Source organism: Roseateles sp. (genome assembly GCF_047654805.1).
Classification (GTDB): Bacteria; Pseudomonadota; Gammaproteobacteria; order Burkholderiales; family Burkholderiaceae_C; genus Pelomonas.
On record NZ_JASGIV010000001.1, the window covers coordinates 3,777,357 to 3,792,469 of the forward strand.

Annotated in this window: 13 protein-coding genes; 10 read left to right on the top strand and 3 right to left on the bottom strand. The window is 67.6% G+C overall.

Annotated elements, in window-relative coordinates; translation table 11 throughout:
• Positions 1 to 7: 7 nt before the first annotated feature.
• Positions 8 to 2,617, bottom strand: a complete 2,610-nt coding sequence (locus QM732_RS17195) for a hypothetical protein (RefSeq protein ID WP_415657320.1) — start codon at positions 2,615 to 2,617, stop codon at positions 8 to 10.
• Between the two features lie 40 nt (positions 2,618 to 2,657).
• Positions 2,658 to 4,574 carry a tetratricopeptide repeat protein gene (locus tag QM732_RS17200; protein WP_415657321.1) on the bottom strand — a complete coding sequence of 639 codons (1,917 nt, stop codon included), beginning with the start codon at positions 4,572 to 4,574 and terminating at the stop codon, positions 2,658 to 2,660.
• Between the two features lie 296 nt (positions 4,575 to 4,870).
• On the opposite strand from QM732_RS17200, the gene QM732_RS17205 reads away from it, so the two are divergent.
• From QM732_RS17205 to QM732_RS17240, 8 genes are all read left to right on the top strand, one after another.
• Positions 4,871 to 5,713: a flagellin gene (locus QM732_RS17205; protein WP_415657322.1), complete on the top strand. Its 843-nt coding sequence runs from the start codon at positions 4,871 to 4,873 to the stop codon at positions 5,711 to 5,713.
• 173 nt (positions 5,714 to 5,886) lie between these two features.
• Positions 5,887 to 6,732, top strand: coding sequence for a flagellin domain-containing protein (locus QM732_RS17210; protein WP_415657323.1), 846 nt, complete (start codon positions 5,887 to 5,889; stop codon positions 6,730 to 6,732).
• Between the two features lie 185 nt (positions 6,733 to 6,917).
• Positions 6,918 to 7,784: a flagellin gene (locus QM732_RS17215; protein ID WP_415657324.1), complete on the top strand. Its 867-nt coding sequence runs from the start codon at positions 6,918 to 6,920 to the stop codon at positions 7,782 to 7,784.
• A gap of 119 nt (positions 7,785 to 7,903) precedes the next feature.
• Positions 7,904 to 9,346: a flagellar filament capping protein FliD gene (gene fliD, locus QM732_RS17220; protein ID WP_415657325.1), complete on the top strand. Its 1,443-nt coding sequence runs from the start codon at positions 7,904 to 7,906 to the stop codon at positions 9,344 to 9,346.
• A 179-nt stretch (positions 9,347 to 9,525) separates the two neighbouring features.
• On the top strand, positions 9,526 to 9,966 hold the full coding sequence (fliS, locus tag QM732_RS17225) for a flagellar export chaperone FliS (protein WP_415657326.1): 441 nt from the start codon (positions 9,526 to 9,528) through the stop codon (positions 9,964 to 9,966).
• Between the two features lie 30 nt (positions 9,967 to 9,996).
• Positions 9,997 to 10,296, top strand: a complete 300-nt coding sequence (locus tag QM732_RS17230; protein ID WP_415657327.1) for a flagellar protein FliT — start codon at positions 9,997 to 9,999, stop codon at positions 10,294 to 10,296.
• Positions 10,297 to 10,347: 51 nt separating this feature from the next.
• Positions 10,348 to 11,079, top strand: coding sequence for a flagellar brake protein (locus QM732_RS17235; RefSeq protein ID WP_415657328.1), 732 nt, complete (start codon positions 10,348 to 10,350; stop codon positions 11,077 to 11,079).
• Positions 11,076 to 11,570, top strand: coding sequence for a Tfp pilus assembly protein FimT/FimU (locus QM732_RS17240; RefSeq protein WP_415657329.1), 495 nt, complete (start codon positions 11,076 to 11,078; stop codon positions 11,568 to 11,570). Before QM732_RS17235 ends, QM732_RS17240 begins: the two co-directional genes overlap by 4 nt.
• A gap of 114 nt (positions 11,571 to 11,684) precedes the next feature.
• Here QM732_RS17240 and fliE read toward each other — a convergent pair whose 3' ends face one another.
• Positions 11,685 to 12,011 (bottom strand): flagellar hook-basal body complex protein FliE, encoded by a 327-nt coding sequence (fliE, locus tag QM732_RS17245; protein ID WP_415657330.1) that lies wholly within the window; start codon positions 12,009 to 12,011, stop codon positions 11,685 to 11,687.
• A gap of 147 nt (positions 12,012 to 12,158) precedes the next feature.
• On the opposite strand from fliE, the gene fliF reads away from it, so the two are divergent.
• Both fliF and fliG read left to right on the top strand, forming a co-directional pair.
• Positions 12,159 to 13,856 (top strand): flagellar basal-body MS-ring/collar protein FliF, encoded by a 1,698-nt coding sequence (gene fliF, locus QM732_RS17250; RefSeq protein ID WP_415657331.1) that lies wholly within the window; start codon positions 12,159 to 12,161, stop codon positions 13,854 to 13,856.
• Positions 13,857 to 13,868: 12 nt separating this feature from the next.
• The gene (fliG, locus tag QM732_RS17255; RefSeq protein ID WP_415657332.1) at positions 13,869 to 14,864 is read left to right on the top strand and encodes a flagellar motor switch protein FliG; all 996 of its coding nucleotides are present in this window, start codon (positions 13,869 to 13,871) and stop codon (positions 14,862 to 14,864) included.
• Positions 14,865 to 15,113 lie beyond the last annotated feature (249 nt).

The window sequence follows — 15,113 nt, forward strand, 5'->3', positions numbered from 1 at the left end:
GCCCCGCTCAGCGCGTCGAGCAGTCCTGCGAGGGCCGCCACCGCAGCCGCCCGTCGCGCACCTGAATCTCCACCTTGGCGGCCCGCGCCTCGTCCAGCTTCTCCCAGAACTGCTGCGCGTCAGCGCCGACCAGGCCTGGACCTTCGGCCGGCGGCAGAAGCGGCAACGCGCGCAGGCGTTGGCAGATGCGCTCCAGCGTGAGCGTGGGCGCTCCGGTGCAGATGCGGTTCATCAGCCCGGCGTGATTGAGGTCGTCGAACTTCTCGATCACGACATCCAGCCGACGGCATTGCCGCAGGCGGCGCAGCACCATCGAGAGCGCCTCGCGGTCCGCACTCCATGCACCACAGGCGTAGTACAGCGGCACCTGCTCCCAGGCCTCCACCGGCCAGGCATCCAGGCTGGCGTGACGATCGGCTCCCCACAGTTCGGCACGCTCCTTGGGCCGGAAAGCGGCCCAGAGGTCCAAATCGGTCTGCGGATTGAAGACGACGGCCTGCCAGCCGAAGCTCAGCGCGAACTTGAGCGCAGCGTGCCCACCCATGCTGCCGTACCAGCAGCACACGTCAGCAGCTGCGAAGTGCGCGGCTACGCGCTCTCTCAGCAAGGCCTGCACGCGCTCGAAGCTGGCGTCGCTGTACCAGTTCTTGTCTGGGCAGCGCACGAACATCAAGTGGCGGTCCTTCAAGGCGCCTTGCAGGGCAGCGACTTCGGTGAAGCCGAAGTACGTGGCCATGCAGGAGAAGACGATGAACACGCCGCGCGCGCCGGGCCGTTCGAACCAGAGATAGTCCTCCCCATGCCCCTGCTGCCAGGCTGGGCGCAGCAGGGTCTGCAGCGGCTCGGCCAGGGCCGCTTGCGCCAGGGGGGCATAGCGGGCATCGGCCAGCAGGCCGCGCCAGAGCGGCTGAGCAAGGTCCGCTTGCTGGCGGCGATAGGGTGAGCCTGGCTCCAGCTGTCCGTCCGTGTAGAGCGTTGCCAACTGCAGCACGGCAGTGCGCTGCTCTGCTGCCTTGCCTCGCTGGGCCAAGGCCTGCCAGCCGGCCTCCTCCTCGCGCCAGTCGCACCCCGGCTGCGGCGCCTTCGGCGGCAAACACCGGCTCAGGCGAGTTCGCAAGGCGTCGTCAGACATATACCGGCGCGCCTGCGTCAACGCCAGCAATTCGGATTCGGCGTCGCCACGAGCCGCATGCCAGCTCGCGCTGGCGCGCCAGATCCAGGCGAGCGCTGAGGGTGCAAAGGCCTGACGATGCAACAGCTCACGCAACAACGGCACCGCGTCGCCGCCACCTTCGATCAACGCGTAGGCCTTGTCGAGAATGGTCAGGAGCTGCAAGGCCTGGGGTGCCGGCGATGCCGGTGGCACCACTGGCTCGCCTAGCGCCGCGACATGCGCTGCCAAGGCCTGCAGACGCTGGCGCGGGATTTCGCGGCTCATGGCCTGCTGCAGCACCTGCAGGACTGCCACGCCGCCCCAGCGGGCCGGCTGCAGCCAGCCGGCCTGCAGCCCGGGAGCCAGCTGTAGCGGCGGACAGCGCTGCACATCGGCCGCGCCGAAGGCGCTGCCGTCCAGCCAGGCACGCACCCGGTCCGCGCGCAGCCGGTGGCCTTCGCCGGCCTGCAGCAGCCGGGCCAGGATCCCGGTGGCGACCTCTTCTGCATCGGCGGCCAGCGCCAGCTCGAAGCGCAGGGCCAGAGCCTGCGGCATGACTGACGGATCGATGGCTTGCGCCTGCGCCAGCGCCCGCTCCAGCCGCGCCGCCCGTGAAGGCTCGAGTTGCCGGGGGGCCTGGGCCAGCTCCGCACGCGCAGCCTGCAGCAACAGGCCCGCTCCATGGCCGGCCGGGGCCGCGAGTGGATCCAGGCCGTGGTGGTTCAGCAGGACAGGCGTCAGGGTCGTCTGGACATCGAAGTCGCCTTGACCGCACAGATGCTCGATCAACTCGGGGGCGGACCACTCCTGCCGCAGCGGGCGCAGCGCGTCCGCGTAGCGGCCGTCCAGGCAGGCCGCCACGCGTTCGACCTCACCTTCCGGCAGCACCGACACGCAGGACCACAAGGCCTGCCACAGCGCCAGACGCTCTGCGCCATCGAGCGCGGCATCCAGGTGCGGCAGCAAGCGGCGCAGCACCGCCGGCGACGGCCGGGATTGAGCCAGGCGCGAGAAATAGTCTGCATAGGCCTCCCGGTGCGCAAAGGGCGGTGGAGCCTCGTCCCCGCGCGACTCCGGGGGCGTGCCATGTAGCAGTTCAGAGGCGCCGCCCGGAGCCAGGGCGCCATCTTCCTGCGGCAACCTCTGGCCCGGCCCCCAGCTTGCCGACTTCACGCCGGAGAAGGGTTGCAAGGCGGCAGCCAGGGCCTGGTCAAGGCCGTCCAGCGCCGCCAGCGTGGGCTGCGGTGCGGGGCGCCCCCCCGCCAACAGAGCGCGCAGCGCGTCGCACGCAACTCTCACCCCCGCATGGCCGGAAACAGCGGCCTCCACGGAGACCAACGCCTCCGGCAGGATGCTGCGGATGCTGCTCGACTCCCTGTCCACCAGGTGGACCAGCGCCTCGCGGATAGTGGCCGCCAGCTCCAGGGCATGCGCCCTCACGTCAGCCGACATCGCAGCGTTCACGGACAGGCTCCTTCTTTCGGACTTCTCATCGGTCGGTAGATCAGCCGGCTGCGGGCAGGGCCTGCGGCGCCTGGCCCGCCTGCCGGCATGCCCACATACGCTCGTACAGCGCCTCCAGGTCGCGTGCGAAGCGCGGGGCGTCGTACAACGGCGAGGTGTCGCGCGCCTGCGCGAGCCGGACGCGCAGCGCCGCCAGGCGGGCCCGGTCGGCCGCCAGCGAGCACACGAGCTCGACATAGGCCTGAGGCGTGTCACACACCAGCTCAGCCAGGTCGACGGCGCGCAGCAGGCTCTCGCTGACGCGGCCGGCGAAGGTGTCGCCGCGCAACGCCACGACAGGCACGCCGGCCCACAGCGCATCGCTGGTGGTGGTGTGGCCGTTGCAGGGCCAGCTGTCCAGCGCGAGGTCGGCGGAGCCCAGGCGGCGCAGATGCTCGGACATCTGCGCGTATGGCATGCAGACGAGGCGCTCGGGCGCCACGCCACGGGCCTGCACCTCGCGACGCAGCTCCGCATCGGGGGCATCGCCCCCAGTCAGCTGCCATAGCACGGCACCGGGCACGCGACGCAGGATCTCCGCCCAGGCGTCGAACAGCGATGGATTCAGCTTGCCGACCTGGTTGGCGCTGAGCAGCACCAGCGCGTCGTCAGCCAGGCCCAGCTCCCACCGCGCCGGCGGAGCCGCACGGCCGCGCGAGGCGTCGTTCGGCTGGTAGCAGTGCGGCATCTGTGCGATCTTCTCGCTGTACCCGGGCGCGTCGGCAAGCGGCGTGACGATGGGGTCGCCGATGACGTAGTCCACTTGCGGTGCACCGCAGGTGCCGGGAAAGCCCAGCCAGGCTACCTGCACGGGCGCGGGCCGGTAGGCCAGCATGGCCAGACGGCTGCCGGCCGTGTGGCCCTTCAGATCGACCAGGATGTCTACGCCCAGCTCGCGCACGCGGCGGGCCATGTCGGGCAGGCTCAAACGGCCCATCTCCTCGAACCGGTCGCCGGCACGCATCAAGCGCTGGCGCAACGCGGAGCCGTCGTCGCCACCATGGGACAGCAGGCTGACTTCGAAACGCTCGCGGTCGTGGTGTTCGAGCACCTGAGTGATGAGCGACGCCGTGGCATGGCCATGGAAATCGTTGGACAGATAGGCCACGTGCAGGCGCCGGCCCTCCCTGGGCCTGACCGCGGGCACCGGCCAGGGCTCGATGTTGCGGCTCTGGCTAAGCGCCGCCAGCCGGGCTGCCGCGAGCATCTGCGCCTGCGTGTGCGGCAGCATCACCAGAGCGAACGGCGGCACGTAGTGGGTCGCCCGGGGAGGCCCCGACAGCGAATCCAGCAGCCCTTGGCAGCGGACGTCGTAGTCACTCCAGCGGCAGGCCATCTGCTCCAGGTGGTTCAGGTAGGCCAGTGCGCCGATGCTCTCGGGATAGAGGGTATGGACGGTTCGAAAGCACTCGGCGGCTTCCGCGTGCAGCTTCAGTGCATAGAAGGCGAACCCCAGCTGCATGTGCGCCTGTCCGTCGTCCAGACGCAGCGCTATCGCGCGCAGCAGCGGAGCCACCGCCTCCTGCGAGCGGTTCAGGTTGTTGAGGGCCGTCCCCATCAACCGAAGCAGTTGTGGACTCTGGTCCCGCAACGACTCGGGCAGCTTGGCCCCCAACGCCAGCGCGCGAGGTGAGTCGTGCGTATCCAGGGCCGCCTTCACTGCCTCCTCGGTAGCGTCCCGCGCCAGGGAGTCGTCAGCGCCGGCATATTGTTGCGCCCGCTCGGCGGCGCGCAAGCCCTCGTCCGGCCGGTCCGCCGCCTGGCAGGCCTGCGCCAGCGTCAGCCACAGCGTGGCATCGCGCGGCCGCAGCTTGAGCACCCGCTCGAGCAAAGGGATGGCTTCGCCCCACTGCCTCGCCACCAGCAGGGGACGGGCGCGCTGGAGCAGCTTCAACGAGGTCTGGTCGGCGTGGGGCATGGGCAGCGGCACTCTATCGGCAAGGGTGCGCCAGACTTTAGGGCCCGTGCGCTCGGGTCATCCCTTGAATTGGCAGGAGCCGGAGCGGGACTTCCATCCTTTCCCGCCAATCGCCGGAACTGACCGGTTCGAGGTGCGTTGTTCAATAAATCACAGGTCTTGACAAAAGACCCTCAAGAAACTTCTGCCGCAATCCGATAGCCCATCCAACGAGTCCGGAAACGGATTCGTGATTCGGTCCAGTTCCCTTCGGCGCTGTTGCCGGGACTCTCTAGATTGCTAAAGGAAGGCACACCATGCCCCAGATCATCAATACCAACCTGCTGTCGCTGAACGCCCAGCGCAACACCTCCACGTCGCAGTCGTCGCTGGCCGTCTCCATGCAGCGCCTGTCCTCCGGCCTGCGCGTGAACTCCGCCAAGGACGACGCGGCCGGTCTCGGCATCTCGGAACGACTGAACGCGCAGATCCGCGGCTCCAACGTCGCCATCCGCAACGCCAACGACGGCATCTCGCTGGCCCAGACCGCCGACGGCGCGCTCGCCAAGGTCACCGACTCGCTGCAGCGCATGCGCGAACTGGCCGTCCAGGCCCGCAACGCCACCAACACCAGCGCCGACAAGGACTCCCTGAACAAGGAGTTCGGCGAACTGGCCAAGGAAATCCAGCGCGTGCTGGGCGGCACCACCTTCAACGGCAAGCACATCCTGGGCGCCGACGCCAAGACGCAGACCTTCCAGGTCGGCGCCAACACCACGGGCGACGACACCATCGACGTCGGCATGACGAACATGAAGACGGCCACCGACATCACCGCCGTCACTTCCGGCGTGGCGATCGACGGCACCACCAGCTTCTCCGCCATCGGCTCCGTCATCGACAACCTCGACACGGCCATCAACACCATCAACAACCAGCGCGCCATCCTGGGCGCCACCCAGAACCGCTTCGACGCCGTCATCTCCAACCTGCAGATCGCCGTCGAGAACCAGAGCGCCGCCAAGAGCCGCATCACCGATGCCGACTTCGCCCAGGAAACGGCCAACCTCAGCCGCGCCCAGATCCTGCAGCAGGCCGGCACCGCGATGATCGCCCAGGCCAACCAGTTGCCCTCACAGGTACTGTCGCTGCTGCGGTAAATCCGCCAGCTCAGCAGCACCCCGCGGCCACCCGCGGGGTGCTCTTCCTGATCGGGCGTGAAGAAATTCCTCAAGCCGGGCCTGCCCCCGGACGATAAGCCTCTCAACGGGTTCGCGATGCCATCGGGAACCACGTAGGTCAAGACGCTCATCGTCAAGGAAAGGAACCCGTCATGCCCCAGATCATCAACACCAATCTCCAGTCGCTGAACGCCCAGCGCAACACCTCCGCCTCGCAGTCCTCGCTGGCGATCTCCATGCAGCGCCTGTCCTCCGGCCTGCGCGTGAACTCCGCCAAGGACGACGCAGCCGGCCTCGGCATCGCCGAGCGCATGAACGCGCAGATCCGCGGCTCCAACGTCGCCATCCGCAACGCCAACGACGGCATCTCGCTGGCCCAGACCGCCGACGGCGCGCTCGCCAAGGTCACCGACTCGCTGCAGCGCATGCGCGAACTGGCCGTCCAGGCCCGCAACGCCACCAACACCAGCGCCGACAAGGACTCCCTGAACAAGGAGTTCGGCGAACTGGCCAAGGAAATCCAGCGCGTGCTGGGCGGCACCACCTTCAACGGCAAGCACATCCTGGGCGCCGACGCCAAGACGCAGACCTTCCAGGTCGGCGCCAACACCACGGGCGACGACACCATCGACGTCGGCATGACGAACATGAAGACGGCCACCGACATCACCGCCGTCACTTCCGGCGTGGCGATCGACGGCACCACCAGCTTCTCCGCCATCGGCTCCGTCATCGACAACCTCGACACGGCCATCAACACCATCAACAACCAGCGCGCCATCCTGGGTGCCACCCAGAACCGCTTCGACGCCGTCATCTCCAACCTGCAGACCGCCGTCGAGAACCAGAGCGCCGCGCGCAGCCGCATCACCGATGCCGACTTCGCCTCTGAAACGGCCAACCTCAGCCGCGCCCAGATCCTGCAGCAGGCCGGCACCGCCATGATCGCCCAGGCCAACCAGCTGCCACAGCAGGTGCTGTCGCTGCTGCGCAGCTAACCCTAGGCAGCAGCACCACCCGCGCCACGCCGCAGCCATCAGGCTGGCGGCGTGGCGTTCTTGATTGGGCGTGGTTTCACCCCTTGATCAGGCTTTAGACGGCTGGAGGCCCTCGCAGAATTCGCTCCATACAGAGTCTGGCAATCCGCAACGCCGGCTCGCCGACCTGACTCTAGGAGTGAGTGATGCCGCAGACCATCAACACAAATCTTCAGTCGCTGAATGCCCAGCGCAACCTGAACGCGTCGCAGTCGTCGCTGGCGATCTCCATGCAGCGCCTGTCCTCCGGCCTGCGCGTCAACTCCGCCAAGGATGACGCCGCCGGCCTGGCCATCGCCGACCGCATGAACACCCAGGTGCGCGGCTCACAGGTCGCCATCCGCAATGCCAATGACGGCATCTCGCTGGCGCAGGTGGCCGATGGCGCCCTGTCCAAGGTCACCGACTCGCTGCAACGCATGCGTGAGCTGGCCGTGCAGGCCCGCAACGCCACCAACACCAGCGCTGACAAGGACTCCCTCGACCAGGAATTCGGCGAACTGGCCAAGGAAATCCAGCGCGTGCTCGGCGGCACCACCTTCAACGGCAAGGCCATCCTTGCGGGAGCCTCCGGAACACAGACCTTCCAGGTCGGCGCCAACACGACCGTCAACGACCAGATCGACATCGGCACGAGCAACATGGCAGCGAACAGCTCCATCACGATCGTCTCGGGAACCAACAACACCGGTCTCAACCGGGCCTCGATCGGCGGCACAGTCAACTTCAGCGCCATCGGCTCGGTGATCAACAACATCGACGCGGCGCTCACCACCATCACCAGCCAGCGCGCCGTGCTGGGCGCGGCCCAGAACCGCTTCGACGCCGTCATCTCGAACCTGCAGGTGGCCGTGGAAAACCAAAGCGCCGCGCGCAGCCGCATCATGGACGCCGACTTCGCAGCGGAAACGGCCAATCTCAGCCGCGCCCAGATCCTGCAGCAGGCGGGCACCGCCATGGTCGCCCAGGCCAACCAGTTGCCACAGCAGGTGCTCTCCCTGCTGAAGGGTTAAGGCCGGACCGGGCAGCTCCGGCTGCGCCACCGCCAATAAATTCACACACGGAACCCTAAAGTTCCCGAAAATCCGGCCGATGTCCCTCTGGACTATCGGCCTTTTTACACTTGGCAGCCATGGCAACCATCTCATCAACCGGACTTGGTAGCGGAATCGACGTCGATTCACTGATCAGCAAGCTGATGTCGTTGCAGCAGCAGCCGATCAATGACATCACGAAGAAGAGCACCGGCCTGCAGACCCAGCTCTCAGTCTACGGGCAGGTGAAGAGCGCGCTGTCGACACTGCGCGACGCCTCCGCCAAGCTGACGAATCCGAGCACTTGGAGCAGCGTGAAGACCACGTCCTCCGACACCTCCGCCGTGACCGTCGCCGCCTCCGGCACGCCGGCCACCGGCAGCCTGAGCGTGGAAGTGACACAACTGGCCTCGGCGCAGTCCATCGCCATGGCCAGCAGCGTGGCCAGCACCAGCGCCACCATCGGCCAGGGCAAACTGACCATCCAGCTGGGCACCTGGGCCACCGACGCCAACAACAACCCCACGGGTTTCACCGCAAAGTCCGGCAGCTCGGCGGTGAACATCACCGTCAACAGCGGCGACAAGCTCACCGACATCCGCGACAAGATCAACGCCGCCAACGGCGGCGTGACGGCTTCCATCATCCAGGACGCCACCGGCGCGCGCCTGACGATCACATCCAAGAACAGCGGCGAGACCAACGGTTTTCGCATCCAGGCCGAGCCCGGCCCCGAGGACACGGGCGGCCTGGCCAAGCTGGCCTATGACCCCGTGAACCTGCCCAACGGCATGACGCTGGCGCTGCGCGCCGTCAACGCCCGCGCCCTGGTCAACGGACTGCCCGTCAGCTCCGAGACCAACGCGCTGAACAGCACCATCGACGGGCTCAACATCCTGCTGCTCAAGGTCACCCCGCCGGTGAACCTGAGCATCGCCTCCGACACCGACGCCATCCGCAAGGCCATCACCGACTTCACGGCTGCCTACAACGCCATCAACACGATGCTGCGCACGCAGACGAAGTACGACTCTGCCACCAAGACGGCCGGGACGCTGCAGGGCGACTCCACCGCCAACTCGCTGGCCTCGCAGTTGCGCAGCATCGTCGGCGGGAACACCACGCTGGGCGGCAGCCTGACGCGCATGGCCGACCTGGGGCTGGATCCAGGCAAGGACGGCAACCTGGCCGCCGGCGGCACCAAGCTGGACACCGCGCTCAACAGCAAGATGGCTGAGCTCAAGGCCTTCTTCATGGGCGTCGACAAGAACAGCGACGCCAACAACGGTTTCGCCACCAAGCTGCGTGGCTTCATCGACGGAGTGCTGGGCACCGATGGCAGCATCTCCAACCGCAGCACCGGCATCCAGAGCCAGATCGACCGCAACAGCAAGCGCATCGACGAGCTCAACGACCGTAACGACGCCATGGAGAAGCGGATTCGCGCCCAGTACTCCGCGCTGGACACGACGATGAGCAAGTACAGCGGCCTGAGCACCTATCTGACCCAGCAGTTGGCGCAGATGAACAAGAGCAGCTGACAAGGCCGCCGGCCCGGCTGCTGCAGCGGCGGTTTCCCTCCCGGGAACCGCCGCTTTGTCTTTTGGCCGGTAATCCAGCACACGCGACGGGGCAAAACGGACCAATTCGAGGCTTCACAGGGCTCAAGTCCGCGTCGCGGACGCCGAAAAGATAGTCAACACGACGCCATCCGCTCCCCATGTACGGCCAAACCTCCTCCCCGTTCGCCGCCCGCGGCGCCAACACCTACTCCAAGGTTGGTCTGGAGACCGACGTGCTGGGCGCCAACCCGCACCGCCTGGTCGCCCTCCTGTTCGACGGCGCCAACGACGCCATGGGCCTGGCCATCCAGGCCATCCGCAACCGCGACGTCGAGCTCAAGACCCGCAGCCTGCAGCGTGCCGTACGCATCTTCGACGAAGGTCTGCGCGCCGCGCTGGACCCGAAGGGCGGCCAGGTGGCCACCGACCTGCGCGACCTCTACGCCTACATCTGCGTCCGGCTGACTCAGGCCAACCTGCGCAGCGACGTCGCCGCCATCGAGGAATGCCGGCAACTGCTCGCCCCCGTGCGAGAAGCCTGGCAGGGCATTGCCGCCTCGCCGGCTGCGGCGCCGGTCGCCTCCCCGCACGCGGCCTGAGCCCGCCGGTCTCCCATTCTCCCGCTCGCCATGAATGCCGACCTTTTGAATTACTACGAAGCCATCGAGAAGGCCAGCGCCGACATGCTGACGGCTGCCCGCACCGGCAACTGGGACGAAGTCGTCAAGCTCGAAGGCGCCTGCGTGCTGCTGATCTCCCAGCTCAAGGCCGCCGCCAACCACAGCCAGCTTGCCAGCGGCGAGTCCCAGCTGAAGACGCGCATCATGCAGCGCATCCTGCTCAATGACGCCGAGATCCGCCACCTCGCCGAGCCCTGGCTCGAAGACCTTGGCCAGGCAATGCAGGGCAAGAGCCGACTGGTCCACTGACCAGCCCCGCCCCGGCACGGCACCCGCGCCGGGGCGACTACCATCGCGGGCATGACCGCCCCTGAAGCCACCCCGGAGGAACTGCGCGTCACCTCCACGGCCGAGATCACGGCCTATCTGCAACAGCTGCAGCGCGAGGGCGCCGGCCTGCTGCTCGCCGGTCCGCCGGGCCAGAGCCTGCCCAGCCGCATCGTCGCCCTCGATGCCGACGCCGACCTCATAGGCCTGGAGATAGGCACCGATCCCGAGGGCATCAGCGAGTCGCTGGTGGCGCAAGGCGAGATCACCGCCGTCGCCTATCTCGGCACCATCAAGCTGCAGTTCGAGGTCGAGGCCCCCGTCCTGGTCAGCGGCGAGCAGGGCACCGTGCTGCGCGGCACGCTGCCGACACGGCTCTACCGCTTCCAGCGCCGCCAGTCCTTCCGAGTGCAGCCCGCAGGCAGCGCCTATCCGCGTGTCATCGTGCCGGGCGGCGCCGAGCACGGCCGCGCGCTGCGGGTGCTCGACATCAGCATCGGTGGCCTGGCCCTGGCCCTGCCGCCCGACTTTCCCGTCCTGGAGCCTGGTCGGATCGCCGAGGGCCTGGTCCTGGAGCTGGATCGCATCAGTGCGCTGCGCATCACGCTGCTGCCCCACCACGCCAGCCCCATCAGCGGCGACGCCAGCGGCACGCTGCAGCTGGGCTGCTCCTTCGTCGAGCTGGATGCCAATGCCGGGCGCTCGCTGCAGGTCTACGTGGACCAGACGCAGAAGCGTCGCCGCCTGCTCAAGCTCGACCCATGAGATGCCGCGACGGCCGAGGCTTCACGTTAATCGAAGTGGTCTTCGTTCTGGCCGTGCTAGCCATCATCTTGTCGGCCGCGGTGCCCAGCTACACCAGCTATCTGGCCCGCCAGCGCCTGCGCCACGTGGCTGAACTGCTGGAGCTTGACTTGCGGCGCGCCCGCACGCTGAGCGTCGACGAAGGGCGCGATATCCACGTCAGCTTCGGCAGCGGCCCCCAATGGTGTTGGGGCGCCAGCCGCACCGCGCCCTGCGACTGCGCAACCGGCCTGCCACGCTGCGAGCTGGGCAGCATCACCTACCGCGAGCACAAGGGCATGCTGTTGCAGGCGGGCCAGGGCGTCACTTTCCAGGCCGGCATGGGCCGGGCGCTGGGTTGGACGCGCATCGGCATCTCCAACGACCGCAACCAGCAATTGCGCATCGACCTGAACCCTCTGGGCCGGCCGCAGATCTGCGGCAACGACGCGCGCCGGAACGAAGCCTGCTGAGCTGCTCCCGCAGGCCCCGGCCTCCGCCGCTGCCCGGGCTGCGCCTGGGTACAACCAGCCACAAGCACTGGTCGCGCCTGCCCCGGATCCCCAGGACCTGGACGCGGAGCGGACTCAGACCTGCATGTTCATGATGTCGGAGTAGGCGGCCACCAGCCGGTTGCGCACCTGCAGCGTCGCCTGGAAGCCGATCTGGGCCTTTTGCATTGCGACCATGGTCTCTTCAAGGCTGACAGTCGGGTTGTCCAGCTGCACCTCGCGCTGCAACCGGGCCGCCTCCTGCTGCTGGGCGCTGACGCTCTTGAGCGCCTGCGTCATCGCATCGCCAAAGCTGGCGCCGCCAGTGGCAGCCGGCTTGGACGCCAGGGGCGTGCCGTTGACCGCCAGACCCGCGCGGGCGGCGGCCTGGGCAAAGTCGAAGGGGCGCAGCTTCATCTCCATGGGGCAGCACTGTGGCAGCAAGTCACGGGTGCGAAGCGCGGAGATGCGCTGCCCGCGTCGGCCACTTCGGCGCTTTCTTGAGGGGGCGGCCACGAATAATTTGCGCCATCGGCCGATTCCCGGCCTTCCCTGCCGTCTCGCCTTCCGATGGACAACGCCCTGAGCGCCCCCGCAGCAGCCGCCCCGGTGATGATCGCCCCGGCCGACGACACGCCGCCCAACTTCGTGCAGCGCCTGAACGGCTTGCCGTTGCGCAGCAAGCTGACCATGGGTGCCGGCCTGCTGGCGCTGGCGGGTGCCGTGCTGGCCATCACCCTGTGGTCGGCTCAGGGCGACTACCGCCCCCTTTTCACCGGCCTTGCCGACAAGGACGGCGGCGCCGTCATCGGCCAGCTGTCCGCGATGCAGGTGCCCTACAAGCACGAGGCCGGCGGCACCATCCTGGTCCCCGCTGGCCAGGTCTACGAGCTGCGCATGAAGCTTGCCGCCCAAGGCCTGCCCAAGGGCGGCACCGGCAATGCGGTGGGCTTCGAGCTGCTCGACAAGTCCTCCATCGGTCAGACCCAGTTCAACGAGCGCCTGAACTTCCAGCGGGCACTGGAGGGCGAGCTAACACGCACCATCACCGCCATGTCCGACGTGGCCGACGCCCGCGTGCACCTGGCCATGCCGCAGCAAAACGGCTTCTTCCGCGAACAGCAAAAACCCAGCGCGTCCGTGATGCTGACCCTGAGGGGCGGCCGCACGCTGGACCGCGCACAGATCGCCGGCATCGTCCACCTCGTCTCCAGCAGCGTGCCCGAGCTCAACCCCAAGGCCGTCAGTGTGCTGGACCAGACCGGTGCGCTTCTCTCCCAGACCGGCGCCGACCCCGCCACAGGCCTGGACGGCCAGCAACTGCAGTACAAGCAGCAGATCGAGGCCAGCTACAACAAGCGCATCTTCGATCTGCTGGAACCGGTTGTGGGCCGCGACAACCTGCGCTCCACCGTCACCGCCGACGTGGACTTCTCGCAAACGGAAGCCACCGCCGAGGAATACCGCCCCAACCAGGGTCCCAACACCCAGTCCGCGGTGCGTGGCAGCAGCACCAGCGAATCCAACAATGCCAACGCCGCCATGCCCACCGGCGTGCCCGGCGCGGCCACCAACCAGCCGCCCGTGCCCGCCACGGCGCCTATCAACGGCGCCAGCGCGCCATTGCAGGCCGCTCAGGGTGGTGCCGGCAACAACAGCAGCCGACGCGAACAGGTCACCAACTACGAGCTGGACAAGACCGTGCGCGTCACGCGTGGGGCCGTCGGCAACGTCAAGCGCCTGAACGCGGCAATCGTCGTCAACCACCGCGCGGTGACCGATGCCAAGGGCAAGACCACCCAGCAGCCGGTGCCGGCCGAGGAGGTCACGCGCCTGACCGACCTGGTCAAGGAGGCCATGGGCTTCAACGCCGAGCGGGGCGACTCCGTCAAGGTCATCAGCGCCCCCTTCATCGTCGACAAGACCGAGCCCGTCGATACACCGTTCTGGAAGCAACCGTGGGTGCTGGACATCGCCCGCAGCGCCATCGTGCCGCTGGCCTTCGTGATCATCGCGCTGATCGCCGTCTTCGGCATGATCCGCCCCGCCATCAAGGCCGCCGCCGCTCCGCCGCCGGCCGAGGAGAAGCCAGAGACGGTGGACGAAGTTGTCGATGACGCAGAAGTGCTGCCTGGCGCCGACGGCATGCCGAGGCTGGAAGCTCCGCTGCACAATGAAAAGCTCGACCGTGCCCGTGCCATGGCTCGCGAGAATCCGATCGCGGTTGCCAGCATCGTGCGCGATTGGATGGACGGCCAAGCGGCGTGACAATGACGCACCATGGACGATAAGGGCACCGAAAGCGCTGCAATCCTGCTGATGTCGCTGGGCGAAGAGGAAGCCAGCGAGGTCTTCAAGCACCTGACACCCAAGGAAGTGCAGGCGCTGGGCGAGACCATTGCCAAGCTCAAGGTCATCAAGCGCGCCCAGGTCGAGGAAGTGCTGGACAAGTTCGACCAGGTGGCCGACGCCCACAGCACCCTCGTCACCGACACCGATGAATACGTGCGCGCCGTGCTGCGCAAGGCGCTGGGCGAGGACAAGGCCAACCTGCTGCTGGAGCGCATCCTGCAGGGCGGCGACGTGTCCTCCATCGAAAGCCTGAAGTGGATGGACGCCAGCTCAGTTGCCGAGCTGCTGCGCAACGAGCACCCGCAGATCATCGCGGCCATCCTGGCCCACCTGGACTTCGACCAGACCAGCTCGGTGCTCAAGCTCTTCCCCGAACGCGGCCGCAACGAGGTGCTGATCCGCATTGCGACGCTGGACGGCATCCAGCCCACCGCGCTGAAGGACCTCAACGAGGTCATGAGCCAGATCCTGGCCGGTGGCGAGCGCATGAAGAAGAGCTCGCTGGGGGGTGCCAAGACGGCTGCCGAGATCATCAACATGATGGGCTCCAGCGTCGAAGCCTCTGTGCTGGACTACATCCGCGAGGCCGACTCTGACCTGGCGCAGAAGATCATGGACAACATGTTCACGTTCGACGACGTGAACAAGATCGACGACCGGGGCATCCAGGCCATGCTCAAGGAAGTGCAGAGCGAGAGCCTCATCGTCGCCCTCAAGGGCGCCAGCGCCGACCTGCGCGAGAAGATCTTCCGCAACATGTCCACTCGCGCCGCCGAGGCGCTGCGTGAGGACCTGGAAAGCCGCGGCCCGGTGCGGCTTTCCGAGGTCGAGGCCGAGCAGAAGGAAATGCTCAAGATCGTGCGCCGCCTCGTCGACGAGGGCCAGATCGTGCTGGCCGGTGGCGGCGACGACCAGTTCGTCTAGGCATGAAGCCCCTCATCCGACCGGCTCGCTGGTCTGCCTTGCAGATCGCGCTGCGCCTCCCGCCGCAGTCCTTGGGCCGGCACATACGGCACGCTGGCTGCCATGTGTGCGGCCTTGCTCCCCGAGGGAGCGGCGATGCGCGGCGCTAACGCGCGCGCAGAATCTTGAGCCATATGGTCACCAGACAACCGCCCCGGCAAGTGCCCCCCCCCCGAACGCCGCGAAGGCGAGCGCCGAGGCAGCTATGCC